The sequence below is a fragment of the Asaia siamensis genome (genome assembly GCF_014635085.1).
In the GTDB taxonomy this organism is placed as follows: Bacteria; Pseudomonadota; Alphaproteobacteria; order Acetobacterales; family Acetobacteraceae; genus Asaia; species Asaia siamensis.
In genome coordinates this window covers 1-22,561 of record NZ_BMCH01000007.1, presented here as the reverse complement: position 1 = coordinate 22,561, position 22,561 = coordinate 1, and the positions used below count along the sequence as shown (strand labels likewise).

Annotated in this window: 20 protein-coding genes, 1 tRNA gene and 1 pseudogene; 14 read left to right on the top strand and 8 right to left on the bottom strand. The window is 58.8% G+C overall.

The features are described 5' to 3' along the window. On the bottom strand, positions 1-732 hold the full coding sequence (locus IEV53_RS12280; protein WP_188427129.1) for a gamma-glutamyl-gamma-aminobutyrate hydrolase family protein: 732 nt from the start codon (positions 730-732) through the stop codon (positions 1-3). A 180-nt stretch (positions 733-912) separates the two neighbouring features. Here IEV53_RS12280 and IEV53_RS12275 point away from each other — a divergent pair, with 180 nt between their 5' ends. From IEV53_RS12275 to IEV53_RS12250, 6 genes are all read left to right on the top strand, one after another. Continuing rightward, a complete protein-coding gene (locus tag IEV53_RS12275) occupies positions 913-1,359 on the top strand; it encodes a nucleoside deaminase (RefSeq protein WP_188427250.1) in 447 nt (148 codons plus the stop codon). A 119-nt stretch (positions 1,360-1,478) separates the two neighbouring features. Further along, entirely contained in the window at positions 1,479-3,017 is a 1,539-nt protein-coding gene (locus IEV53_RS12270; protein ID WP_229719870.1) for a Do family serine endopeptidase, read from the top strand. A 142-nt stretch (positions 3,018-3,159) separates the two neighbouring features. Then, the gene (locus tag IEV53_RS12265) at positions 3,160-3,639 is read left to right on the top strand and encodes a YaiI/YqxD family protein (RefSeq protein ID WP_188427127.1); all 480 of its coding nucleotides are present in this window, start codon (positions 3,160-3,162) and stop codon (positions 3,637-3,639) included. Positions 3,640-3,764: 125 nt separating this feature from the next. Continuing rightward, positions 3,765-4,577, top strand: a complete 813-nt coding sequence (locus IEV53_RS12260; RefSeq protein WP_188427126.1) for a hypothetical protein — start codon at positions 3,765-3,767, stop codon at positions 4,575-4,577. 154 nt (positions 4,578-4,731) lie between these two features. Then, positions 4,732-5,559, top strand: coding sequence for a 2-keto-4-pentenoate hydratase (locus IEV53_RS12255; RefSeq protein WP_188427125.1), 828 nt, complete (start codon positions 4,732-4,734; stop codon positions 5,557-5,559). A 122-nt stretch (positions 5,560-5,681) separates the two neighbouring features. Then, positions 5,682-6,617 (top strand): 2-hydroxyacid dehydrogenase, encoded by a 936-nt coding sequence (locus IEV53_RS12250; RefSeq protein WP_188427124.1) that lies wholly within the window; start codon positions 5,682-5,684, stop codon positions 6,615-6,617. 42 nt (positions 6,618-6,659) lie between these two features. Here the strand turns inward: IEV53_RS12250 and IEV53_RS12245 are convergent, their stop codons facing one another. Further along, positions 6,660-7,643 (bottom strand): hypothetical protein, encoded by a 984-nt coding sequence (locus IEV53_RS12245; RefSeq protein WP_188427123.1) that lies wholly within the window; start codon positions 7,641-7,643, stop codon positions 6,660-6,662. Further along, positions 7,640-7,903 (bottom strand): DksA/TraR family C4-type zinc finger protein, encoded by a 264-nt coding sequence (locus tag IEV53_RS12240; protein ID WP_188427122.1) that lies wholly within the window; start codon positions 7,901-7,903, stop codon positions 7,640-7,642. Before IEV53_RS12240 ends, IEV53_RS12245 begins: the two co-directional genes overlap by 4 nt. Positions 7,904-8,100: 197 nt before the next feature. Between IEV53_RS12240 and IEV53_RS12235 the strand changes: the two genes are divergently transcribed. Both IEV53_RS12235 and IEV53_RS12230 read left to right on the top strand, forming a co-directional pair. Next, the gene (locus IEV53_RS12235; protein WP_188427121.1) at positions 8,101-8,520 is read left to right on the top strand and encodes a hypothetical protein; all 420 of its coding nucleotides are present in this window, start codon (positions 8,101-8,103) and stop codon (positions 8,518-8,520) included. Between the two features lie 53 nt (positions 8,521-8,573). Continuing rightward, the gene (locus tag IEV53_RS12230; RefSeq protein WP_188427120.1) at positions 8,574-9,008 is read left to right on the top strand and encodes a hypothetical protein; all 435 of its coding nucleotides are present in this window, start codon (positions 8,574-8,576) and stop codon (positions 9,006-9,008) included. 91 nt (positions 9,009-9,099) lie between these two features. Here IEV53_RS12230 and tldD read toward each other — a convergent pair whose 3' ends face one another. Both tldD and IEV53_RS12220 read right to left on the bottom strand, forming a co-directional pair. Beyond that, a complete protein-coding gene (gene tldD, locus IEV53_RS12225) occupies positions 9,100-10,563 on the bottom strand; it encodes a metalloprotease TldD (protein ID WP_188427119.1) in 1,464 nt (487 codons plus the stop codon). A 94-nt stretch (positions 10,564-10,657) separates the two neighbouring features. Beyond that, a complete protein-coding gene (locus tag IEV53_RS12220; protein WP_229719869.1) occupies positions 10,658-11,761 on the bottom strand; it encodes an MFS transporter in 1,104 nt (367 codons plus the stop codon). 266 nt (positions 11,762-12,027) lie between these two features. On the opposite strand from IEV53_RS12220, the gene treF reads away from it, so the two are divergent. Beyond that, positions 12,028-14,058 carry an alpha,alpha-trehalase TreF gene (treF, locus tag IEV53_RS12215; protein WP_188427249.1) on the top strand — a complete coding sequence of 677 codons (2,031 nt, stop codon included), beginning with the start codon at positions 12,028-12,030 and terminating at the stop codon, positions 14,056-14,058. Here the strand turns inward: treF and IEV53_RS12210 are convergent. Then, positions 14,046-15,221: an aminotransferase gene (locus IEV53_RS12210; RefSeq protein ID WP_188427117.1), complete on the bottom strand. Its 1,176-nt coding sequence runs from the start codon at positions 15,219-15,221 to the stop codon at positions 14,046-14,048. The two genes, treF and IEV53_RS12210, sit on opposite strands and share 13 nt — an antisense overlap. 569 nt (positions 15,222-15,790) lie before the next feature. Between IEV53_RS12210 and glnA the strand changes: the two genes are divergently transcribed. Continuing rightward, positions 15,791-17,173 (top strand): type I glutamate--ammonia ligase, encoded by a 1,383-nt coding sequence (gene glnA / locus IEV53_RS12205; protein WP_264784131.1) that lies wholly within the window; start codon positions 15,791-15,793, stop codon positions 17,171-17,173. A 36-nt stretch (positions 17,174-17,209) separates the two neighbouring features. Here glnA and IEV53_RS12200 read toward each other — a convergent pair whose 3' ends face one another. After that, positions 17,210-18,115: a LysR family transcriptional regulator gene (locus IEV53_RS12200; protein WP_188427115.1), complete on the bottom strand. Its 906-nt coding sequence runs from the start codon at positions 18,113-18,115 to the stop codon at positions 17,210-17,212. A 129-nt stretch (positions 18,116-18,244) separates the two neighbouring features. Between IEV53_RS12200 and IEV53_RS12195 the strand changes: the two genes are divergently transcribed. The 4 genes from IEV53_RS12195 (at position 18,245) to IEV53_RS12180 (ending at position 22,318) form a co-directional block, all read left to right on the top strand. Further along, positions 18,245-18,769, top strand: coding sequence for an SRPBCC domain-containing protein (locus IEV53_RS12195; protein WP_229719867.1), 525 nt, complete (start codon positions 18,245-18,247; stop codon positions 18,767-18,769). Between the two features lie 125 nt (positions 18,770-18,894). Next, positions 18,895-18,969, top strand: a tRNA-Thr gene (locus IEV53_RS12190). 467 nt (positions 18,970-19,436) lie between these two features. After that, positions 19,437-21,329 (top strand): DUF4422 domain-containing protein, encoded by a 1,893-nt coding sequence (locus IEV53_RS12185; RefSeq protein WP_188427114.1) that lies wholly within the window; start codon positions 19,437-19,439, stop codon positions 21,327-21,329. An 8-nt stretch (positions 21,330-21,337) separates the two neighbouring features. After that, a complete protein-coding gene (locus tag IEV53_RS12180; protein ID WP_188427113.1) occupies positions 21,338-22,318 on the top strand; it encodes a glycosyltransferase in 981 nt (326 codons plus the stop codon). Between the two features lie 136 nt (positions 22,319-22,454). Here the strand turns inward: IEV53_RS12180 and IEV53_RS12175 are convergent. Continuing rightward, positions 22,455-22,561: pseudogene (locus IEV53_RS12175) on the bottom strand (IS5/IS1182 family transposase); the annotation flags it as partial.

Here is a 22,561-nt window from a genome sequence, read left to right as displayed (position 1 = left end):
TCAGTCCTGTGGTGTCGCGTGTCGGGCGGCGTTGATGAATTCAGCCAATAGACGCGCGTCTCCCGGATCGATAGCGAATTCCGGGTGCCACTGCACCCCCAGACGAAAAATTCCGTCATCCGTCTCGATTGCCTCGATCAGACCATCGGGCGCGTAAGCGCTTGTCACAAGACTTCCTGCATCGCGTACACCCTGGTGATGCGATGAATTGACGCGCATCCCTGTTGCCCCCGTGCAGCGCGAGAGCAGCGTGCCGGGTAGAATGGTCACCTCATGCCCGGCCTCGTCGCGCGGGTTGGGCTGTTCGTGGGCAATCGGGCCGGGGGCCTGTTCGGGCAGGTGCTGAAACAGCGAGCCCCCCCAGGCAATGGCCATGAGCTGCATGCCGCCACAGATTCCAAGCACGGGCAGATCCCTGCTGCGAGCGGCGGTCAGATAGGCAAGCTCGGCATCGGTGCGACCGGGTTTGAGCGTGGTGCGGGGATGTGGTGCCTCGTCGTAAAGTGCCGGATTGGGGTCGAAAGCCCCTCCTGTCACGACCAGACCGTCGAGACGGGCCATCAGTGCTGCGGCAAGTGCGGGGTCATGGGGCAATCCGACGGGCAGCCCCCCGGCGGTCGCGATTGCGCTGAAATAATTCTGGCGCAGCGCGTGGTAGGGCCAGCGCGAAAATTCCTGGGGGCCGCCCGGTTCGATATCGAGCGTGAGACCGATGAGAGGTGCGCGTGTCATGGCAACGATGTAAACAGGGTTTTGAGCAAACAGAAAGCGCCTGTGTGTCGATCACCCTGGCATCTGTCGCTCATACGTCTCTGAGTGGGAGAAGCCGTGCCCGAAGAATTCCCGCAAAACGAGCCTGATTTTCAGGCAGGAAACGAACAGGCTGACAGAGACAGGTCTGGCCAGATCGGCATGGAACTGGCCCTCGCGGCCGCGCATGAAGCCGCATCCCGTGGCGAGGTGCCGGTGGGTGCCGTCGTGCTGGCGCCGGATGGTCGCGAGATTGCCCGGGCATCCAATGAGGTCGAAGCGCGTCAGGACCCTAGTGCCCATGCGGAAATTCTGGCCATGCGGGCGGCGACTGCTGCACTTGGCACACGCTCTCTGGCCGGATGCACGCTGGTGGTCACGCTTGAACCCTGCCCCATGTGTGCGTCGGCCATGGTGCATTTCCGGCTCGGGAAGGTGATCTTTGGCGCTTACGACCCCAAGGGCGGAGGGGTCGATCACGGGCCACGTATTTTTGAGCAGCCCGCCTGTCTGCACCGGCCTGAAGTGATAGGGGGGGTCTGCGAGCAGGAAAATGCCCGAATACTGAGGGATTTTTTCATAACATTGCGGGAAACACGCGATTCCTGAAACGGATTACCACGTTTTTACGCGCGCCTATTCTGGACGAACCGGAAGCGACTTCATAAGTTTCTCTTACCACCCCGCACCTGATGGGTGCCAAAGCTGGAAAGATCATGACTGACGCCATGCCTGTTCGTTTGACGCCTTCACGAAAGCTCCGCCCGCTGGCTCTGGTTGCAGCTACCGCACTCTCCCTCGGGGTTGGCATCACGTCACCCGCCTGGGCTGAGGGGCCGATCACGCCGCAGACCCAGCTCCAGACGCTGCCAAATTTCGTCAATCTGGTGAAGCAGGTGAAGCCTGCCGTTGTCTCCATCACTTCCCATATCCGTGCCGATGTGGCCGAGCAGGAAGAAGGTGGCGGGGGCGGGGGCCAGCAGATGCCTTTCCCCTTCCCCTTCCCGTTCCAGATGGCCCCGCAGCAGCAGCCGACGCATCGCACGGTCGAGGCGCGCGGTTCGGGCTTTATCATTTCCAACGACGGTTACATCGTCACCAACAACCACGTGGTGAATGGCGCAACCAAGGTGTCGGTGACGCTTGACGATGGCACGACCCTGCCCGCCAAGATTGTCGGTCGTGACCCCAAGACCGATGTTGCCCTGCTCAAGATCAAGCCGAATGGCAAGCTGCCGTTCATCGAGCTTGGCGATTCTGACAATGTTCAGCCCGGCGAATGGGTTGTGGCCGTCGGCAATCCGTTCGGGCTTGGTGGCACGGTAACGGCCGGTATCGTCTCGGCACGCGGGCGTGATCTCAATGCCGGTCCCTATGATGATTTCATCCAGATCGATGCGCCGATCAATCACGGCAATTCCGGTGGTCCGCTCTTCAGCCAGAACGGCAAGGTGATCGGCATGAATGCCGCCATCATCTCGCCTTCGGGCGGTTCGATCGGTATCGGCTTCGCCATTCCGTCGAACACGGTCAAGAGCGTGGTGGATCAGCTTCGCACGTCGGGTCATGTGACACGCGGCTATCTGGGTGTGCTGATGCAGCGCATCTCGCCGACCCTCGCCCAGGCGCTCAATCTCAAGCCCAGCGAGCCGGGGGCACCGCCAGAAGGCGCGCTGGTAGCGCAGGTGACGCCGGGCGGTCCCGCCGACAAGGCCGGGCTGAAGAGCGGCGATGTGGTCACCGCGCTCAACGGCGCCAAGATCAAGAGCGTGCATGATCTGGTTGTCCATACCGTCTCGATGAAGCCCGGCACCGATGCCACGCTGAACATTCTGCGCGATGGCAAGCCACAGACCATCACGGCCAAGATCGGCAATATGCCGAAAGACGGTGAAGGTCAGGATGCGTCTTCCGGTGATGACAGCAGCCAGTCGGGCAGCGGCAAGATCGGCATTTCGCTCGCGCCGCTTTCCCGTGACATGCGTCAGCAGCTTGGTGTCGACGATACCGTCAAGGGCGCAGTGATCAGCCAGATCGCGCCGGGTTCGCCCGCAGAACAGGCCGGTGTGCGCCCCGGTGACATCATTCAGGCAGTGGGCAATACGGCGGTTGATAACCCCCGCGCTGTGCTGACCGCCGTGCGCGGCGTCATGAAGAACAAGCAGCCGATCCTGCTGCGTGTCCTGCGTGACGGCCAGCTGATTTTCGTGGCCATCGCGCCTGCTGGCAGCGATACAGATGATGATGGCAGCGACGACGCCAACTGATTTCGACCGATCTTCCGCTTTGCCGGGAGAATGATAGCAGAAAGGGGCAGGGTTCACGGACCCTGCCCCTTTTTTGCGTGAAGAGACCCCAACCTGCCGGGCAAGGTTTGCGGCGTCCGCCGCGCTGCGGCACAGTGGCGCCATGACCCGTATCTTCATTGATTCCGATGCCTGCCCGGTCAAAGATGAAATCTATCGCGTAGCCGGGCGCTATGGGCTGCATGTGTTCGTTGTGGCCAATCGCATGATCGCCCTGCCGGACTCGCCTTTGATCGAACGTGTTGTGGTCGATGCGGGCCCGGATTTGGCCGATGACTGGATTGCCGAACATTCGGTCGAAAACGATATCGTGATCACAGCCGATATTCCGCTGGCAGCCCGCTGTGTCGAGAAGGGTGTGCATGTGCTCGAGCCCAAAGGCCGTGTGCTTGATGGCGATGCCATCGGTATGGCGCTTGCCATGCGCAATCTCATGACCGATCTGCGCTCGGCAGGCATGATGACGCCGGGTGGCGCCTCATTCGGCAAAGCCGACCGCTCCCGCTTTCTCTCTGCGCTCGACACGCTGGTGAACAAGGCCCGTAAACCCCGTCTGCGCCCTATGATCCTGCCACCCGCATAGGCATCGCGCAGGCGAAGAATGTCTCAGGGGCTCTACACAGAGTGATTTCCTTCCCGGCTTTCCCATTAGATATCGTGCGCGCGTGACACGCGCTCACGGATGGCGGGGCAGCAGGAGAGTGAGGAATGAGGAAACTGTCGTTCTGGCAAGCTGGTCAGTTGATGCAGCAGAGCTTCGAGTTACGGTTTCTGAAGCGCGCAGACGTCATGATCCTCATCGGTGTTCTGATGGCAGGAGACTGTCTGATTGAGGCAGTCAGGCAGACAGGGTCATCCGCCGGGGGGCTGATTGATGGTGCCCTGCGTCATCCAACCCTGCACGTCCTGAGCAGTCTCGACATGATTGCGATGTGGTTTCTGACGCTGACCGTTACCCGTGCATGGCTCACGCCATGGCGAGGTATTGCCTTGTGGCGGCTGGATAGGGGCGGGTTGCAGTCCCTGGGTGTCAATGCGGTTATTCAGGCGTTCCCTGCCGGGTTGACCCTTCTGGCAGCGTCTGGGGCCAACGATTATCTGAGTGGAAGCGCGGCCTTCACGACGAAAGCAGCAGGAATAAGCCTCCTATGTGCGCTGTGCCTGTTCTGGATATGGCTGGCCGTACGGTGTTTCGCCATGAGCTACCTCGCCTGGGAAAGCGGAAATGCGGGTTTTCAAATCCGTCGAAGTTACGAGGCGATGAAAGGGCATGTCTGGAGCTACATCTTCTGGGGCGGTGTCCTGGCGATTCCCTTCGCTCTGGTAATAGTTCTCCTGCAGAAGACGGCCACCTTTACTGCGCCCGGCTCATATCTGATGTGGGGAAGCCTTTTGGTGGCGAACCTGATTGCGGCTGCAAACCACGTTGTGTTTCGCAGTTTCGATCTGCGATTTTTCCAGGCATTGCAACTCGACCAGCCCGTAAAATCAGAGACAGGCAATCTTTTCGGGTCGTACTGACAGGCAAAAGGAAAGATGGCCAAATTCTTACCAGCGTGTCATGTTTCCTGCGACTGATCGAAGCGATTCTGCTCTTGCCTGCTGGTACTGAGCGCGATGCGCCTCGATCGAGATTTTTTTGCTGACGCTCATTCATCCGGAAATGACCGACACCATGAACGCTTCTCTCTCCCAGACCTCCCTCCAGACGGCAACCGAGACAGCCCCCGATGCCCTTCTGGCCTCAATGTTGCTTGAAGCCCGACGTACCAACAAGCCGCTGCAGACTGTTCCCGAGACCATTGTGCCCATCAATCCAAAAGCCGCCTATGCCGTGCAGGATGTCGTGGCTCTCGCGCTGAGTGAATCCGGCAAGGGTGAGATCGTCGGGTGGAAAGTGGGTGCGGCTACGCCCACCGCCCTGCCTTCCTGCGCGCCGCTGCATCGGGCCACGGTCTTCGAAAGCGGGCAGGATCTTTCGCCATCCTTCTGTCGCTTCCACGGTGTCGAGGCCGAGATCGCCTATTCGTTCAGGAGCGATCTGTCAGCGCGGGCAGAGCCCTGGACGAAGGAAGAGGTGGCCGACGCGATCGGGGCCATCCATGGCGCGATCGAGTTGCTCGATACGCGCTTCGTAACCCCGAATTCGCAGCATAACCTGTCGCATCTGGCCGATCAGGGCAGCCATGGCGTGCTGGTTGTCGGGCGTGGCGTGACTTCATGGCGTGATTTCTCCCCGACCACCCTGCCCATGACCATGCTGGTCAATGGCGAAAAGCGATACGACCAGCAGGGGGGCAACAAGGCTGGCGATCCATTGCGTCTGCTTACCTGGCTGGCCAATCATGCCATTGAGCGCGGTCGCCCGCTGCGTGCAGGCGATGTCGTGACCACAGGCTCGACCATGGGCACGCTGTTCCTCGATGACCCGGCCGAAATCTGCGTTTCTTTCGAGGGGCTGTTTCCTGTCGAGGCACGGCTGGGGGCGCCGTTTCGGCTCTGAACCTGGTACGATCTGAAGGATACGGGGCGCTTCGTCACAAGGGTATAACGGCAAGGTGATGAGCGTCCCGGCGGCGTTCTTCCTAGGGTCGAAAGCTCTGTAATCCGCAAGATGGACGAGTCATGGCCAGCAAGACCGATATCCTCATGATCGACCCCATGCCTGAGAGCTTCAACGAGCAGCTCGGCACGCCTTTTCGCCTGCATCAGTTTATCTCGATCGAGGCGCTGGGGCCTCTGGCAGAGCGGATTGAGGGGGTAACGACAGGCGGTGGCAGCGGTCTGCCTCGGGCCATCATGGACCGCCTGCCCAATCTCAAGGTCATCTCCGTCAATGGGGTCGGTATCGACAAGATCGATCTCGATGAGTGCGGGCGCCGGGGTATTCGTCTTGCGACAGCTCAGGGCGTGCTGAGCGATGACGTGGCCGACATGGCCATCGGGCTGATGCTCGATGTGGTGCGCGGCATTTCCTGCAATGACCGTTTTGTGCGTGCCGGGAAATGGGGGCATGAACCCGTCGTCAACTCATGGACGATCAAGGGTAAGAAGCTCGGCATTGCGGGGTTTGGCCATATCGGCAAAGCTGTGGCCAAACGTGCGGCGTCTTTCGATATGGCGATTGCCTATTTCAGCTCACGTCAGCAGACCGATACGCCTCAATATCCGTTCTATCCGGAATTACGTGTGCTGGCCGATTGGGCCGATGTGCTGGTGCTCTGCGTGTCAGGGGGCGCACGGTCCTTTCATATGGTCGATCGCAGCATTCTTGAGGCGTTGGGCCCGAAGGGCTTTCTGATCAATGTGGCGCGTGGCTCGGTCGTTGACGAAGAGGCGCTGATCGAGGCCTTGCGCGACAACACGATACGAGGCGCCGGGCTCGATGTGTTTGCCAATGAGCCTCACGTGCCCGAGGCATTCTATGGTCTCGACAACGTGGTTCTGCAGTCTCATCGCGCGACCTCGACTGTCGAGACCCGTCAGGCCATGGGGCGGCTCGTTTTCGATAATCTCGCGGCCTTCTTCCAGGGCAAGCCCCTGTTGACCCCCGTGCTCTGACTGGGGGTTTTCGATGGGATCGCGCTGCCAGACAGCGCGATCTCAGCGCTTTTCCTTCACGCTGGTCTGCCCTTCGCGGAAGCGATCGAAATGCAGGTTCAGTCCAGGACGGGTCACCTGCGAACGGGCAGGCAGCAGAAAGACGCGGTGGTTCGGATAATCGAACAACACGATGTGCGACTGGAAGAAATCAACCCCCAGCAGCCCAACGCCCAGATCGCGCTGGGTAAAGACAGGCATATTATCGAGGGATTCCTGACCAATACGGAATGTCCCGAGCTTTGTTCCACGAAGTCTGGAGTGGAGATCGCCAAAGAGCGCAACGGTCGGGTGCTGCGCGTCATCGGCAGAATCCCCGGGGGCAGGTCTGTTCAGCCAGCGTTCTGGCAGGGTGGTGACTGGAACATCTGAATCGAGTGACAGCTCACGTTCCTTGCCCTCGATCAGACCCATTATGGTGTCATTGCCCGTAAGAGGCAGGGCCTGCGCGCCAGTACCGATAAAACCTGCCTGTGCATTGCTGCAGGCAGCATCCTGACGGAAGCGGATGAGGCCGAAAACGCCGTGAGGCATGTCGAGCAGCAAGGCGAGACGGTTGAAGAAAGTGCTGCCGATCGTACCGATCAGAGGGCGCGTGCCGATATGCTGCATCGGGTAGTCAATGAGCTGGATCATGTCCGGGGTTTGCAGATCGAGCCCGCCAAGCGTGAGCGTTCCGGCCTTGATGACAGGGCGGCTCTCGCTATGTTCCCGGTTGGTCAGGATGATATGTGTCCGACGGGTATCGTCGATGTCGAACCCTTCCATATCTCCCACATAGAGAACATCGAAACCGCTCGAGAAATAGAGGGCGATTTCCTTCCCGCCCAGCGTAGCGGGCAGGATGGGTGAGTCTCCCTTCCCGCCCAGAAGCGGTATGGAAACCGCGCCATCGATACAATCGGGGGTCGACTGCGCCAGAGCGTCGTGCATCCAGAATGCGCTCAGGGTCGCGACAAGAGCGCCGACCCGGCATGCGGCTTTCATCGAAGCTGGCTGTCCTTGCTGCCTCGACGATTGATACCGGTAAAGACGGGGCGGCTGTCACGCGCGCCCTGGCAGGCAACGCATAGTTTCACGCCTGGCACAGCCTGTCGTCGCGCCAGGGGGATGGGCTCGTCACATTCGATGCATTCCTCGGCGCTCTCGCCTTTTGGCATGGCGTGGCGCGCGCGATTGACGGCATCGGCAATCGTATCGTCGATCTGGTCCTGAACGGCTCCATCGGGAGCCCAGCCGGTCGCCATGAGCATATCCTCCCTTATCGTGACAGCCTTTGAATATGGCGATGGCGGGGCCGTGATAAAAGGGGGAGGAAGGGCTGGCATCTTCCGTCTCCCCATATGGAGGCAGGGTTTTCACGTGTCATCGAGTCATGCACTGAACCCTTGAGCCGTGGCGTCGTTCACGGGAAAGCGAGGCCGGACGAAACGAGGCGGGGCAGATGGGTCAATCAGGTGAAGGGCAGAGCGGCAGCAGTACGGTCACCCTGCTTCCGGTGCAGGCCCTGCTCGACCCGGCACAGGCAGCCGCCCATCTCGGGCTGGCGCCAGGGCTTTTCCGCGCACTGGATTTTTTCCGCTGTGGCCCGTCAAAGCTGAAACTGCGTGGCAAGATTTTCTATCGCCGTGCTGAACTCGATACATTGCGACAGGACTGGTGCGCTGCGGTTCAGGTCCGTGCGGAAGACCGTCTTGCGGTGCGATCCGACACGCAGAGGCGTGACAACACCAGCAGCGAGGAGGCGGCGCTCGACCCGTTGATGCGCCTCCTGGCGCTGCGCGCCATACGCCATCGCATCGTCATCTCCATCTTCTGGACGATGGGCATCATCGGTGGCGCAATCTGCCTCATTCTCTACTGAAACAGCTCATAGGGCCTGCTGACACCCCATCTGACACTTCAAGGATTTTCCTAATGCGCACGCGCCTTTTTGCTTCGACCCTGATCGGCTCTCTCACCTGCAATGCAGCCCTCCTGGCACTCGCGCGCAAACGCGGGTTCAGTGCGGCTCAGGGGGTCAATTGCACAGCCCATTGGCTTGTCGGGCCTGAGGCCGCTGATATCCGGGATTTTGATCTGAAACATAGCGGGACCGGCATCGCGACGAATATCGCTGCCCTGCTGTTCTGGTCCGTGTTCTACGATCTGGCACTGGGCAGAAAGCCCGGTCGTATCAGGGCGGTGCTTGTGACCCTTGCCCTGGGGCCAGTGGCGGCTCTTGCCGATTACAAGGCAACGCCCAAGCGGTTCACCCCTGGCTGGGAGCTGGTATTTTCAAAAAAGGAAATGGGGCTGGTCTATGCCGCTATGGTGGCAGGTATGGCGCTTGGGGCCAGACGCGCCCGCTAAGCCTGTCTCGGCATGGGGAGACAGGTTTTTTCCTATCCTGTAGTGCCCCGGTCAGCACGCTGACCGGGGGGGAAAGGTGCCTGATGAAGGATCAGGCTGTGCCGCCGATCGTGAGGCCCGCCAGCTTCAGAGTCGGCTGGCCCACACCGACAGGCACGCCCTGACCGGCCTTGCCGCAGGTGCCGATACCAGGGTCGAGCGCCACGTCCTGACCGATCATCGAGATCTTGTTCATGGCATCGAAGCCATTGCCGATGAGCGTGGCCCCCTTGACCGGGCGCGTCACCTTCCCGTCTTCGATCAGATAGGCTTCCGACATGGCAAAAACGAATTTGCCGGAGGTGATGTCGACCTGCCCGCCACCGAAATCGACTGCATAAAGGCCGCGCTTCGTCGAGCGGATCATTTCCTCTGTCGTGGCCTCTCCGCCGAGCATCAGCGTGTTGGTCATGCGCGGCAGGGGAACATGCGCGTAGGACTGGCGGCGACCATTGCCGGTGGGTGCCACGCCCATAAGGCGGGCATTGAGCCGGTCCTGGATGAAGCCGCGAAGGATACCATCCTCGATCATGACGGTTCGGCCTGAGGGCGTGCCCTCATCATCGATGGTCAGTGAGCCGCGCCCCTCTGCCAGTGTTCCGTCATCGACTACGGTGACACCGGGGGCGGCGACACGCTTGCCGACCATGTCGCTGAAACTGGACGTCCCCTTGCGGTTGAAATCGCCCTCAAGCCCGTGACCGACGGCCTCATGCAGCAGGATGCCCGGCCAGCCCGGGCCCAGCACCACATCCATTTCTCCAGCCGGCGCCGGGCTGGCTTCCAGACTGACCCTGGCGCGGCGCACCGCCTCATCGACGGCTTCCTGCCAGGTTTCACGGCCCAGAAGACGCGACAGCATATAGCGCCCGCCCATGCCCCGGCTGCCGCTCTCGCGACGCCCGTCACGCTCGAGCACGACCGAGACGTTCAGACGCACAAGCGGGCGCAGATCGGCGGTGCGGAAACCTGAATCGCGCATGATCTGTACGGCCTGCCACTCAGTGGCGATACTGGCCGAGACCTGAACCACTTCAGGGCCGATCCCGCGGGCATAGGCATCGATCTCGCCCAGAACGGCGGCGCGTGCAGCAAAGTCGGTATCGCTCAGCGGGCTTTCCGGTGCGTAAAGGCGGCGATTGGTCGCGTGCGGAGGCGCCGACAGCGTGCCACTGCGCCCCTGTCGCACAACGGAGACGGCACCGGCTGCACGCTCGAGGGCGCTTTTGCTGATCTCGTCGGAATGGGCAAAGCCGGTCTCGGGGCCGATGACAGAACGCAGGCCAAAACCGGAGGACGTATCGAAGCTTGCCGACCGGATGACGCCATCATCCAGCACGATGGATTCGCTCTCCCGATATTCGAGAAAAAGCTCGCCATCCTCGATGCCGTCGAGTGATTTCGTGACGATCTTTTCCGCCTCGTCGCGCGTCAGCGTGCTGTCGGCACGCTCGAAAAACAGGCGATCCGTGACGGCGAGGGCGGAGAGGGGCGCATCTTCGGCGTATATCGGCATGGGTACGAAAAGCTCCTTCTTGAACCCAGACACATGGCGCGTCCTGCCGATGAATGCGAGGGGAAAGCCGCACGGAGACGGAAAAATACGGGATTCAGCGGGCAAGACGCGCATTCAGCGCGATAAAGACCAGCAGAGCGGCAAGCAGCAGGAAGGCGACAGAGAGGCTGCTGACATGAGCCACGGCGCCCACGAGGGCAGGCCCGGCCAGAATGCCCGCATAGCCCATTGTGGTGATGGCAGCGACGGCAGCATTGACCTTCATGACCGACTGTCTGCCAGTGGCGGCATAAAGAACAGGGACGATATTGGCACAGCCCAGCCCGATCAGAACAAACCCGCCAAGCAGAAGGGGCGCATTGGGGCCATACACCACCAGGGCGAAGCCAAGAGCGGCACAGAGGCTGCCCCCTGCCATGATAAGGGCTGGCCCGGCTTTCGCCACCACATGGTCGCCTGTCAGGCGCCCGAAGGTCATGGCCGTAGCAAAAACGGCGTATCCCCATCCCGGGGCGATACCAAAGCCGACGCGTTCACCCGAGAGATAGACCCCGCCCCAATCGAGCACGGCGCCTTCAGCCAGAAAGGCGATGCATGTCAGCAGGCCTAGCAGCCAGACGATGCCCCGAGGCAGGCCGAAACCCGCCCCGCCGCCGGGTTCCGCATGGTTCAGCAAGCCGCGCCAGGCGGCACCGAACAGACCGATTATTCCCAGCTCGCCAATCAGCACGCTCACCCAGGGCTGCGCCTGCACCAGAGTCAGAATCTGTGGCCCCGCCGCACCAATTGCACCGCCAATGCTGAAAAAGGCGTGAAATCCCGAGAGCATCGGCCTGCCGCTCAGTTTTTCAACATCGATGGCCTGAATGTTCATGGCGGTCTCGACAGCCCCCAGCCCCATGCCAAGGCCAAAGACGGACGCAGCCAGAAGCGGCACGTCATGCAGCAGGGCGAGAGGCATGAGCAGCGTACCGGCGAGGGCCAGTCCGCCTGTCGCGACAATACGACAGCCCCAGCGGCCGACCCATTGCCCTGCCAGAGGCATGCCGATGATCGACCCGATACCAAGGCAGAGCAGCAGCAGGCCGAGCGCACCATCATTCAGGGCGGCATGCCGCTTTACGACAGGCACGAGGCAGGACCAGAGCGCCGACACGACTCCGACCAGAAAAAAGACGGCGCGAGTACTGTTTTGCAACCTCTGCACAGCTGTCCTGTTCATCCGGGAGTCCCTTTTTCTGGCGTTTCTGGCGTCGAGGGGGAGGAGAGCGCCACAAAACCTCACGGGGCTCGAGTCACATCTATGACAGGATGCTGCCTCAAACCCGTGCTCAGAGAAAGAAAGCCCGCGCGTATCGGGCCGGATTTCAAGGAGACCGCATGACGAGACACCGTCTTTCTTTCTCTCATGTCCTGCTTCTGGGCGTTTCGCTGGTGATAACCGGCGCTGCAGCCGGGCATGGCATGGCGCTGGCATCCGAACAGGGGGCGGAATCCGGGCAGAGTACGCCCGCAGCCCCTCCGGCGGCTTCCACTCCGCCCGAAACTTCTCCTGCAGCCGCGCCATCCCCGACAGGATCGACCGGCGCACCCTCGGCGTCGCGGGAGACCGTGGCGAGCGAGGCAGCGCAGTCTCTTCATGTTCCTTCGGTGCCGCAGGATTTGCGCTCGCCATCCATCGCGATGGGCGGTCTCTTTGCGGCCATTGGCGGGGCGCATCTGGCGCCCGATTTCAAGACGATTGCTGATTCACGCCCCGATGAGGCACCGTCGAAGCTGCTTCAGGACTGGGAGGCCCAGCGACAGCATCCGGGGTTCAGCATCAAGGCTTTCTACGCCCAGCATTTCTCCCCGCCTCTGCGTCGCGATGTGTCCTATCGGCGCAAGGCAGACGAAAATATCTATGACTATATCCAGGGGATGTGGGGCGTCCTGACCCGTCAGCCTGACAAGCCGATGTCGTATTCGTCTCTGCTGCCTCTGCCCTATGCCTATGTCGTGCCGGGAGGGCGCTTCTCGGAGCTCTATTACTGGGACACCTATTTCACCATGATCGGTCTTTACGAGACCGGGCAATGGGATCTGCTGCGTGGCATGGTGAAGGATATGGCGTCGCTGATCGACCGCTATGGCCATATCCCTAACGGGACGCGCACCTATTATCTCAGCCGGTCCGAACCGCCCTTCTTCTCGCTCATGGTCGATCTTCTTGCCCAGCATGACGGTCAGGGTGCCTATCGAACCCTCCTGCCCGAACTGCAGAAGGAATATGATTACTGGATGGATGGTGCCGACGCGCTCAAGCCGGGGCAGGCCTATCGTCATCTGGTGCGTCTATCTGACGGCACGCTGCTTCTGCGACACTGGGATGATCTCGATACCCCGAGGGATGAGAGCTATCCCGAGGATGTCGCGACCGCCGCGCGCGCGGGAACGCGTGCCCCTTCGGATGTCTATCGCGATCTGCGTGCGGGGTCTGAAACCGGGTGGGATTTCTCATCGCGCTGGCTGGCAGACGGGCACACACTGGCAACCATTCACACTACGGATCTGGCGCCGATCGAGGTGAATTGCCTGATAGCCCATCTCGAGCAGACACTCGAACATGGCTATGCCCTGACAGGACAGCGCAAGCTGGCAAGACTCTACGGGCAGCGTGCAGACGAGCGCACCGCGGTCGTGAGACGCATTTTCTGGAATGACGAGAAAAACGCGTTCTACGATTATGACTGGCGCAAGGGGCAAACCACCGACGTGCTCTCTGCTGCAACGGCCATGCCTCTGTTCCTGCGGCTGGCGACCCAGGCACAGGCGATGGCGGTGGCTGATACCATTCAGGCGAAGCTGCTCAAGCCCGGTGGCATCATGGCAACCGACCATGAAAGCGGCCAGCAATGGGATGCCCCCAATGGCTGGGCGCCGGAGCAGTGGATGGCCATCAAGGGCCTCAACAATTACGGGGCAAGCGATCTGGGCGAGACGATTGCCAGACGCTGGATGGCTCGCGTGATTGGCACCTACGAGAAATCGGGCGTGTTGCTGGAAAAATATGATGTCGAATCACCGGGCGTCAGCGCCACGGGTGGCAAGGGCGGTGGCGAATACCCCATGCAGATTGGCTTCGGCTGGACCAATGGTACGCTGCTGGGGCTGATGCGGCGTTATCCTGCCGATACAGCCCAGATCCTCAGGCACAATCCGCTGGCCAATCAGACGCCTATCGATGTTCTTCCCCCGAGCGACCCATACAGCGCCGTCGGGCCGCAGATATCTCCCGATGCACCAGCCAAACCAGCCGGTGATGTTGAAACAGGGGGCGAACCGGGCAAGTCTGCCTCTGCCGATGGCGCATCCGACAGGACGCCGACCGACGGGAACGGGTCAGCAAAGCAGGCAGCTGAAAAGACGGCATCAGGGGGGCTGCAGTCACCACAGGCGGCCCCCCTTGATCAGCGCGTGTCGACCGAGAAGATGACGGCGTTTCAGCCCTCCTGAGGGCTGAAATGGCGACCGAGACGGTCGAGCGCTTCGGTCAGAACGGCTTCGGTCTTGCAGAACGCAAAGCGAATGAGATGGCGCGGGGGTTCGGCGCCCTGCGGGTCGTAGAATGCCGAGACCGGGATGGCGGCAACACCGGACTCGACGACCAGATCGCGGCAGAAAGCGACATCATCTCGGCCATTGGCATGGGCGCTGATATCGGCGACCACAAAATAGCTGCCATCGGCGGGCAGGGTCGGAAAGCCGAGCGCGTGCAGACCCTCGGCAAACAGATCGCGCCGTGCGCGCAGGCTGTCTGAAAGCGTGGTGAAGAACGACTCTCCGAGATCCAGCCCCTTTGCCACAGCGCGCTGCAGATTGGGTGCGCTCGAGAAGGCAATAATCTGATGCGCCTTGGCGATGACGGCGGTCAGAGTCGGGCAGGCGGTGATGTAGCCGATCTTCCAGCCGGTGACCGAAAAGCTCTTCCCTGCGCTGCCAATGCGTATCGCCCGCTCTCTCATACCCGGCCGCGTCATGAGGGGGATGTGCTTCACGCCGAAAGTAAGGTGTTCGTAAACCTCGTCGCAGAGCGCATAGCAATCATGCTCCAGCACGAGCGAGGCGATCAGATCGAGCTCCTGCGGGCTGAACACCTTGCCGCTCGGGTTCATGGGCGAATTCAGCAGGATCAGCTTGGTCTTGGCTGAAAAAGCGGCGCGCAGGGCGTCTTCCGGCAGGTGCCAGTCCGGGGCTTCCACCCGTACGCAGCGCGGTACGGCACCGAGCAGGCGTAGTACGGGAAGATAGGTGTCATAAAGCGGCTCGATGAGCACCACCTCATCGCCCGGCTCTATGAGCGCCATCAGACTGACCGCCAGAGCTTCCGTCGCGCCTGAGGTAACGATCACCTCTGTCGCTGGGTCGATATCGAGGCCGTAATCGCGCCCGTTGGCGCGGGCGACTGCCTCGCGCAGCTCGGGCAGGCCGGTAAGGGGCGCATACTGGTTGCGCCCGTCCTTCAGCGCCTCTGCCGCAGCATCGATCAGCTCTGCCGGGCCTTCGGTATCGGGAAAGCCCTGCCCCAGATTGATGGCACCATGAGCCATGGCAAGCTGGGACATCGTCGTGAAAATGGTGGTCGGCAAGGAGCCGAGAAACGCGTTGGGAGTTTTCATGGCGATCCTGCACTGCAAAGGGGCTGGGGCTGCAAAGGAATAGGGCATGATACCGGCATAATCCCGCCTGTAAAACGCCCTGACATGTAGGTGCTGAAGGCAGGGGTTCTGAATCCGGAGGTCGTGAGCGTGTATTGCCGGCGGCGCCCTTGGATTGGAGGGACGGATTCCGGTCGCGATGGCGTTACGGGCCGTCCATGCGCATCACAGTCGCGTGGGTGATCGGAAAAATCGGAAATGAGGGAGTGACGCGATCCGATATGCTTTTTCTGTTGGTCTGTCATGCGTCGTTTTGATTCCGAAAGGTGTTTGAGGGCCTTACCGGGGGGAGAAGATTGCTGTTTTTCATGCGTGGTGCGTCGCAAAAAGCCTTTGGAATACTCGACAGTTCGCGAATCCTGTCCTAATCGTTTTGCAGCCGATCAGTGCGGCCCCTTGAGGCAGATACAGGTATTTGACAAATGGCGAAAAAAGCTCCAGCCGCGGCTTCCAAGGCTGCGTCTTCCACGAATGCAGCGAATGCCAAGCCCGGCAAGCCAGATAGCGCCGCTGTAAAGCGCGTCTTCGAGCTGATGCAGGAACACTCGGTCGAACTGGTCGACCTGCGCTTCACCGACCCGAAGGGCAAGTGGCACCATACGACGCAGTGGCACACCACGATCGAAGAAGACACCTTCGTTGAAGGCTTCATGTTCGATGGTTCGTCGATTGCCGGCTGGAAGGCCATCAACGAATCCGACATGGTGCTCCTGCCCGACCCGACTACGGCCGTCATGGACCCGTTCTCGGCCAAGCCGCAGCTGATCCTGATCTGCGATATCGTCGAGCCCCGCACCGGCAACTATTATGCCCGTGACCCGCGCGCGACCGCCAAGGCTGCCGAAGCCTATCTGAAGACCACGGGCCTGGGCGACACCGCCTTCTTCGGTCCGGAAGCCGAGTTCTTCATTTTCGACAACGTGAAGTTCGGCACGGGCCCGAATTACGGCACGTACCAGCTCGACAGCATCGAAGGCCCTGACGCCTCGATGAAGGACTATCCGGAAGGCAATATGGGCCATCGTCCGGTGGTCAAGGGCGGCTACTTCCCGGTTGCTCCGGTCGACAGTGAAGGCGACCTGCGCGCTGAAATGCTTTCGACGATGGGCGAAATGGGCCTGCCGATCGAAAAGCATCACCACGAAGTGGCGCAGTCGCAGCACGAGCTGGGCACCAAGTTTGCCACGCTGGTCCAGTCGGCCGACTTCATGCAGATCTACAAGTACTGCGTGCACAATGTCGCTCACTCCTATGGCAAGACGGCTACCTTCATGCCGAAGCCCATCGCTGGCGATAACGGCTCGGGCATGCATGTGCATCAGTCGATCTGGCGTGATGGCAAGCCGCTTTTCGCCGGTGACCAGTATGCTGGCCTGTCTGAAGATGCGCTGTTCTACATCGGCGGCATCATCAAGCATGCCAAGGCGCTGAACGCCTTCACCAACCCGTCGACCAACTCCTACAAGCGTCTGATCCCGGGCTTTGAAGCCCCCGTTCTGCTCGCTTACTCGGCAGCCAACCGTTCGGCTTCGTGTCGTATCCCGTATTCGGTCGGCCCGAAGGCAAAGCGTATCGAAGTCCGTTTCCCGGATCCGACCGCCAACCCCTACCTTGCTTTCGCCGCCATGCTGATGGCTGGTCTCGACGGCATCCGCAACAAGATCCACCCGGGCGAAGCCATGGACAAGGATCTGTACGAACTGCCGAAGGATGAGCTGGCCCAGATCCCGACGGTCTGCGGTTCGCTCCGTGAAGCCCTTCAAGCCCTCGAAGCCGATTTCTCGTTCCTGCTCGAAGGCGATGTCTTCACCAAGGACCAGATCGAGAGCTACATCGAGCTGAAGTGGAAAGAAGTTTACAAGTTCGAACACACGCCGCACCCGGCTGAGTTCGAAATGTACTACTCGGTCTGATCCGAGACGAAGCCCGGCTTTCGAGCCGGGCTTTTTTTATGCCTGCGCGCCAGAGACGGTATCGATCAGCATGGCCCTCAGGGCAGTCTGTGTCGGGTCGAGATCGGCGCGATCGGCCCAGACGAGGTATTTGTCAAAACCGGGCAGATCGAGCGGGGGCGCAAAGACGGCCAGATCGGACCGATCCGCTACTAGCCGGGCGGGCAATACGGCAAGCAGGTCGGTTGTCTTCAGAAGCTCGGGAACCATCAGAAACCCCGGCACAGAGACGGCCACGTGACGTTTCCTTCCCAGAAGATGGAGCTGACGATCGGTCTGCGCCTCGAAGCCTCCGCCATCTGGCGATACCACGACATGGGACGCCGCGCAGAAAGCATCGAGACTGTCCGTTTCTGTCAGAACGGGATGGCCGGGTCGTGTGACGCATAGCCAGGTTTCCCGGAAAAGCCATTGGCTGTGCAGCGAGGCAGGGCTTTCTTCGGGCGTCACGAGGGCCATATCGAGCGACCCATCTTCCAGCCTGTTGCGAAGCGAGGCCGTATCGAGGCCGTGCAGGGCCAGACGAATGCCGGGGGCTGTGTCCTGCAGGCGCTTCATGAATGGTGTGACCATGGTCGCTGCAGCATAATCCGTGGCTGCCAGTGAGAGGGTAAGGGTCGCCTTGGCCGGATCGAAATCCGGTGGTGCATAGAGCGCGCCGAGCCCATCCAGAACAGACCGCAGCGGCTTTTGGAGTGCGCGAGCGCGTGGGGTGCAGACCAGGCCTCGTGACTGGCGAATGAAAAGAGGGTCATCGAAGGCGTCACGCAGGCGGGCGAGCATATTGCTGACAGCAGGCTGCGTTACCCCCAGAGCCTCGGCCGTTCGAGTGACGCTTCCTGTGGCAATGAGGCTGTCGAGAGCGCGGAGCTGGGTGAGATCGAGCTTGTCGAGGCGGGTCATGACTATGCTTTCGACGGAAGATAGGAGAGTGATCCATCATGAATAATGATAGCAAAAATCAGAAAACATGATTTTTCATGATATCATTTTAGAGGCAGGAAAGTCCTTTTCCAGCCGGAGCGATCCATCATGATGAATGCCATCATCTGGCCAGCGGGCTATCTGCCCGGACTGTCCGATAATTTTGTCTCGAACGAAGTCATCATTCACGATCTACCAATCGCCGCAGTGTGGCACCTGCTTTGCCACCCGGCCGAATGGCCGGGTTACTACGGTAATGCGGCTGATCCGTCGTTTGATAAGGGGGCTGGGCCAGGGTTTTCATTGGGTGACAGGTTCCGGTTTACGACGTTTGGGTTTCCCGTTGAGGCACAGATCACAGAGTATGTTCCGCCTGTGCCGGGTCTTGCTGGACGTCTGGCATGGCATGGTTGGGCTGGTGAAAGAGGGACTCCCACGCGGCTTGATGTGCATCATGCCTGGCTTGTTGAAGCCATGCCGCAGAATCGCCTGCGCATCCTGACGCAGGAAACCCAGAATGGTGCCCCTGCAAGGCAACTCGCCACGACCCATCCCAACCCAATGCTCAATGGCCATCAGGACTGGCTTGATGGCCTTGTGGCAGCAGCAAGATCCTGGAGACAGCATGGGTGATCATATCCCTGCCACTACGCCGGTTTGCGGATAGAGGCAGGATTGACGGCGCCTGGGCGCTTCACCTGGGAAACACCTTGACGAATCCGCGATAACCGGCGAAAAGCGGTGCATTCACGCCTTTCGCCGGGTTAGCACAGTGGTAGTGCAGCGGTTTTGTAAACCGAAGGTCGGGGGTTCAAATCCCTCACCCGGCACCATTTTCAGGCAACTGAATCAGCTGAAAAATCTTTGTCTGATGCTGGGATATTGTTTCCCGGCTGGTGACGTGAATGGGGATGAGTGCCTGTTCGTCTCGGCTGAATGATGTTTTCTCAAGCGGCATACATCAAATGTTCAGCGCGGTATCAGATAGCGCGACGTTTCTTCGCTGGGCAGGCCGGGGCAAGGCCCTAGTATCGCATTAACTGCCTGATAGTCTCGTCACAAAAGCGACACAGCCTGAGATTAATTATCTATGATGCTTAGAGCTCACAACAGGCCTCCGTCTCCACGGGAAGACAGAAAAAAGGCTCAAAAACCTTCCGCGATCCTTCCATCTACCTTCTATACAGATCAGGATAAACTTGATATCGCAGCCCGATTGATGAACAAATCACTCTCCGGCAGCCCCGGGTACTTCAACTTTGAGTGAATCCCAACCTGTGAGTTGCATAGAGAACATCCAATGACAACACGTCAGGCCAGCTCTGGTCCTGTTCACATTTATGTCTGCCATCATAGCGCAGGCTTCACGTTTGAGGATGATGTCTTTCGCCCAATTCAGGCGGGTAGGGCTCTGGCTGACACGGCATTGCCCATGCCAGGTGACGATACGGGTGACAATATCTCCCGGAAAAACGGCGAGTATTGTGAGCTGACAACCCTGTATTGGGCGTGGAAAAATGACCGCAACGCCTCCTGGGTCGGCTTCATGCACTATCGGCGTTTTCTGGACTTTGCGTGCACGGGTCTGAAAACTGACCGCTACGGTTGCATCGCTTTGCCTGAGATGACGACCGGGTCTTTGCAGGCGATGGGGCTGAATGCAGAGACAGTTCGTAAAACGATAGAAAACAATCCGGATGCCTGCGCTATCCTTCCGGAAAAATGGTCGGTAAGAAATGTTGGATACACGTCATTCCACCAGCATTACGTCGATTCTGACTATCATTTCGCCCATGACCTTGATCTGACACGTTCCGTTATAGCCGATTTGTATCCCGGTGATCTGGCCGCATTCGATACAGTCATGGCGTCAGATGAAGGATATTTCACTAATGTCTTCGTATTCCGTCGTGAATTGTTTGACAGCTATTGTACATGGCTTTTCGCTATTCTCTCAGAGGTCGAGCGGCGAGCCGATCTAACCAACTATTCAGCACAGGCACGCAGAATTTATGGTTATCTGGGAGAGCGGCTATTCAACATTTTCATCGCCTCCTCACACGGTCCACACACAGGTTTGATTGAGCGTGCGCGTTGCTTTTTCGAGAACACGGGAACAGGGCAGAAGAGCGTGCTACCTAGAAGCCTTCCTGCTCCGCCAGACACCGCCGTGACAATTGTGACGGCTGCGGACGAAAATTTTGTTCCGCATCTGGGCGCATTATTGGAGTCTATAAAGTCGTCTTTCAGCCCCGACCGTTTTCTCGAGTTGATCGTGCTGGATGGGGGAATTCCGGCATTCAAGCGTAATCTCCTCAGGCAGCAGTTTCATAGTGGGCTGCCCGAAGAGAAAGGCAGTCTCACCTTTCTGGATTGCCGGCATATGTATCGCGACGTCAGTACGCATATGCATTTTTCCCCTGCGACGTTCTATCGACTCTCGCTTGGAGAGCTACTGCTCAATCATCCGCGGGCTCTTTATGTTGACTGCGATACCATTGTTCTGGCCGATCTGTGCCAGTTGTGGGACACACCGCTCAATGGTGCTGTGATCGCTGCCACGCCTGATCTGATCATGAAGAACTTCGTAAAGGCAGGTGTTCGTTCGCTCGCTGAAACCGGCGCTCTTCCTGCGGGCCGTTATCTTAGTGACTATCTGGGATTGCAAACCGGAGGAGACGCCTATTTTCAGGCGGGCATTATTCTCTTCGATTTGAACGCCTTCAGAAATGCTGACATTGCCGATGTCGCTATTAAAGATCTGAGTAGCCGATGCTATTGGTTCCTGGACCAGGATATTTTAAATAAATATCTGATTGGAAAGGTCAAGATGCTGGATACATCGTGGAACTGCGTCAATAGTATTGGCGAGATCTTCCCTCATTTGAGTGCCGATTGGCGGGCCAAGGTGCTTGAGGACCTTCAAAATCCGAAAATCGTGCATTATGCCGGATATGAGGCCAAGCCTTGGAACAACAAGAACGCAGCGTTAGGTTTCTATTACTGGTTCTTCCTGCGTAAGACATTCTGGTATGAAACCATCTTCCATGGCAGCCTCGGCCCAGGGGATGAGCCGCGCCCTATTCAGTACAGTCTGGTTCGTCGTGTATTGACGCGCGGATGGCATTGCCTTCCCCCTCTGCTGCGCCGACCGTTGTCTGGTGTCGCCTCGCGCGTCAAGCGGGCTCTGTGAGGCACGACATGTCCCTCAATTCTGCCTCCTCAACCGGACAGGGCCCTTGCAAGGTAACGGCCGTTATTGTCACCTATAACCGGCTATCGATGCTCAAAACGGTTATAAAGCATACACTTGCACAGAATTTTTCTTCTGTGGTTGTCGTCAATAATGCCAGTCCCGATGGTACCAGAGGCTGGTTGGCGAGCCAGACAGACCCACGCCTCCACATTCTGAATGAGACTATCAATCTCGGTGGCGCGGGTGGGTTCGCACGTGGCATGGATTATGCCGCCCGTCAGACAGATTGTGAATGGATCGTCTGTTTCGATGACGACGCTTGGCCTCAGCCTGGAGCGCTCGGTCAATTTCAGTCTCTCGTCCTTTCATCGGAGACCGGGGGTGTTGCTGCAGCGGTTTATTTTCCGGACGATACGGTGTGCGATATGAACCGCCCTGGATTAAGTCCGTTCAAGAAAATAGGAAGTATCATCCGCCTCATCAGAGAAAGGAAAAGAACATTCGCAATAGACTCAGCAGCCTATGAGAGAGATGAACTGCTGTCTGTCGATTATGCATCCTTTGTTGGTTTTTTTGTTCGCGCTGAACTGGTACGTGGCAGCTTGGGATTGCCGCAGAGAGACCTGTTCGTTTACGCCGATGATACGCTGTATACTTGGAAATTAAGATCGCTCGGATGGAAAATAAAGTTTGTTCCAGGAATTCGATTTTACCATGACTGCAGCACTACGGTAGATTTCTCGCATAGTCATTGGAAGATGTACTATATTATTAGAAACAGAATAATTTTTTATAGAAAAATGTGCGGGATTCTTTTTTTTCCATTCTCGGTGCTTCTTATTTTCGGTATTTTTAGGTTGTACCTGAAAAACAGAAATATACGCAATGTACGAAGGTTGGTGCTTACCGCTGTATGGGATGGTTTTCTCCAAAATACGGAACGAAAGCATGAGTTTGTAGTGGGTATATCCGAAATGAGTAGATAAAAAACATGGAATCTTATTTTTTATTTTGAGGTTTGTGTTGTAATTTTATATATAAAATAAAATCACGAAAATTATTAAAAATAATGAGCTTGCGTTATTTCTTGATTTGATCTTTCCTAAGAGCCCTTTTGGAAATTCACGGATGAGCGTTTCGGCGTAGCATTAGGCTTCCCATGGCGATGTGGATCATGGCCTCTGCCACGTCGATACGCTGTTCGTAATCCCTCACCAGTCGGCGCCAGC

Coding starts and splice junctions, on each gene's coding strand:
- IEV53_RS12280 (WP_188427129.1), bottom strand. CDS start 732: ATGACACGCGCACCTCTCATCGGTCTCACGCTCGATATCGAACCGGGC.
- IEV53_RS12275 (WP_188427250.1), top strand. CDS start 913: ATGGAACTGGCCCTCGCGGCCGCGCATGAAGCCGCATCCCGTGGCGAG.
- IEV53_RS12270 (WP_229719870.1), top strand. CDS start 1,479: ATGCCTGTTCGTTTGACGCCTTCACGAAAGCTCCGCCCGCTGGCTCTG.
- IEV53_RS12265 (WP_188427127.1), top strand. CDS start 3,160: ATGACCCGTATCTTCATTGATTCCGATGCCTGCCCGGTCAAAGATGAA.
- IEV53_RS12260 (WP_188427126.1), top strand. CDS start 3,765: ATGAGGAAACTGTCGTTCTGGCAAGCTGGTCAGTTGATGCAGCAGAGC.
- IEV53_RS12255 (WP_188427125.1), top strand. CDS start 4,732: ATGAACGCTTCTCTCTCCCAGACCTCCCTCCAGACGGCAACCGAGACA.
- IEV53_RS12250 (WP_188427124.1), top strand. CDS start 5,682: ATGGCCAGCAAGACCGATATCCTCATGATCGACCCCATGCCTGAGAGC.
- IEV53_RS12245 (WP_188427123.1), bottom strand. CDS start 7,643: ATGAAAGCCGCATGCCGGGTCGGCGCTCTTGTCGCGACCCTGAGCGCA.
- IEV53_RS12240 (WP_188427122.1), bottom strand. CDS start 7,903: ATGGCGACCGGCTGGGCTCCCGATGGAGCCGTTCAGGACCAGATCGAC.
- IEV53_RS12235 (WP_188427121.1), top strand. CDS start 8,101: ATGGGTCAATCAGGTGAAGGGCAGAGCGGCAGCAGTACGGTCACCCTG.
- IEV53_RS12230 (WP_188427120.1), top strand. CDS start 8,574: ATGCGCACGCGCCTTTTTGCTTCGACCCTGATCGGCTCTCTCACCTGC.
- tldD (WP_188427119.1), bottom strand. CDS start 10,563: ATGCCGATATACGCCGAAGATGCGCCCCTCTCCGCCCTCGCCGTCACG.
- treF (WP_188427249.1), top strand. CDS start 12,028: ATGGCGCTGGCATCCGAACAGGGGGCGGAATCCGGGCAGAGTACGCCC.
- IEV53_RS12210 (WP_188427117.1), bottom strand. CDS start 15,221: ATGAAAACTCCCAACGCGTTTCTCGGCTCCTTGCCGACCACCATTTTC.
- IEV53_RS12200 (WP_188427115.1), bottom strand. CDS start 18,115: ATGACCCGCCTCGACAAGCTCGATCTCACCCAGCTCCGCGCTCTCGAC.
- IEV53_RS12195 (WP_229719867.1), top strand. CDS start 18,245: ATGATGAATGCCATCATCTGGCCAGCGGGCTATCTGCCCGGACTGTCC.
- IEV53_RS12185 (WP_188427114.1), top strand. CDS start 19,437: ATGACAACACGTCAGGCCAGCTCTGGTCCTGTTCACATTTATGTCTGC.
- IEV53_RS12180 (WP_188427113.1), top strand. CDS start 21,338: ATGTCCCTCAATTCTGCCTCCTCAACCGGACAGGGCCCTTGCAAGGTA.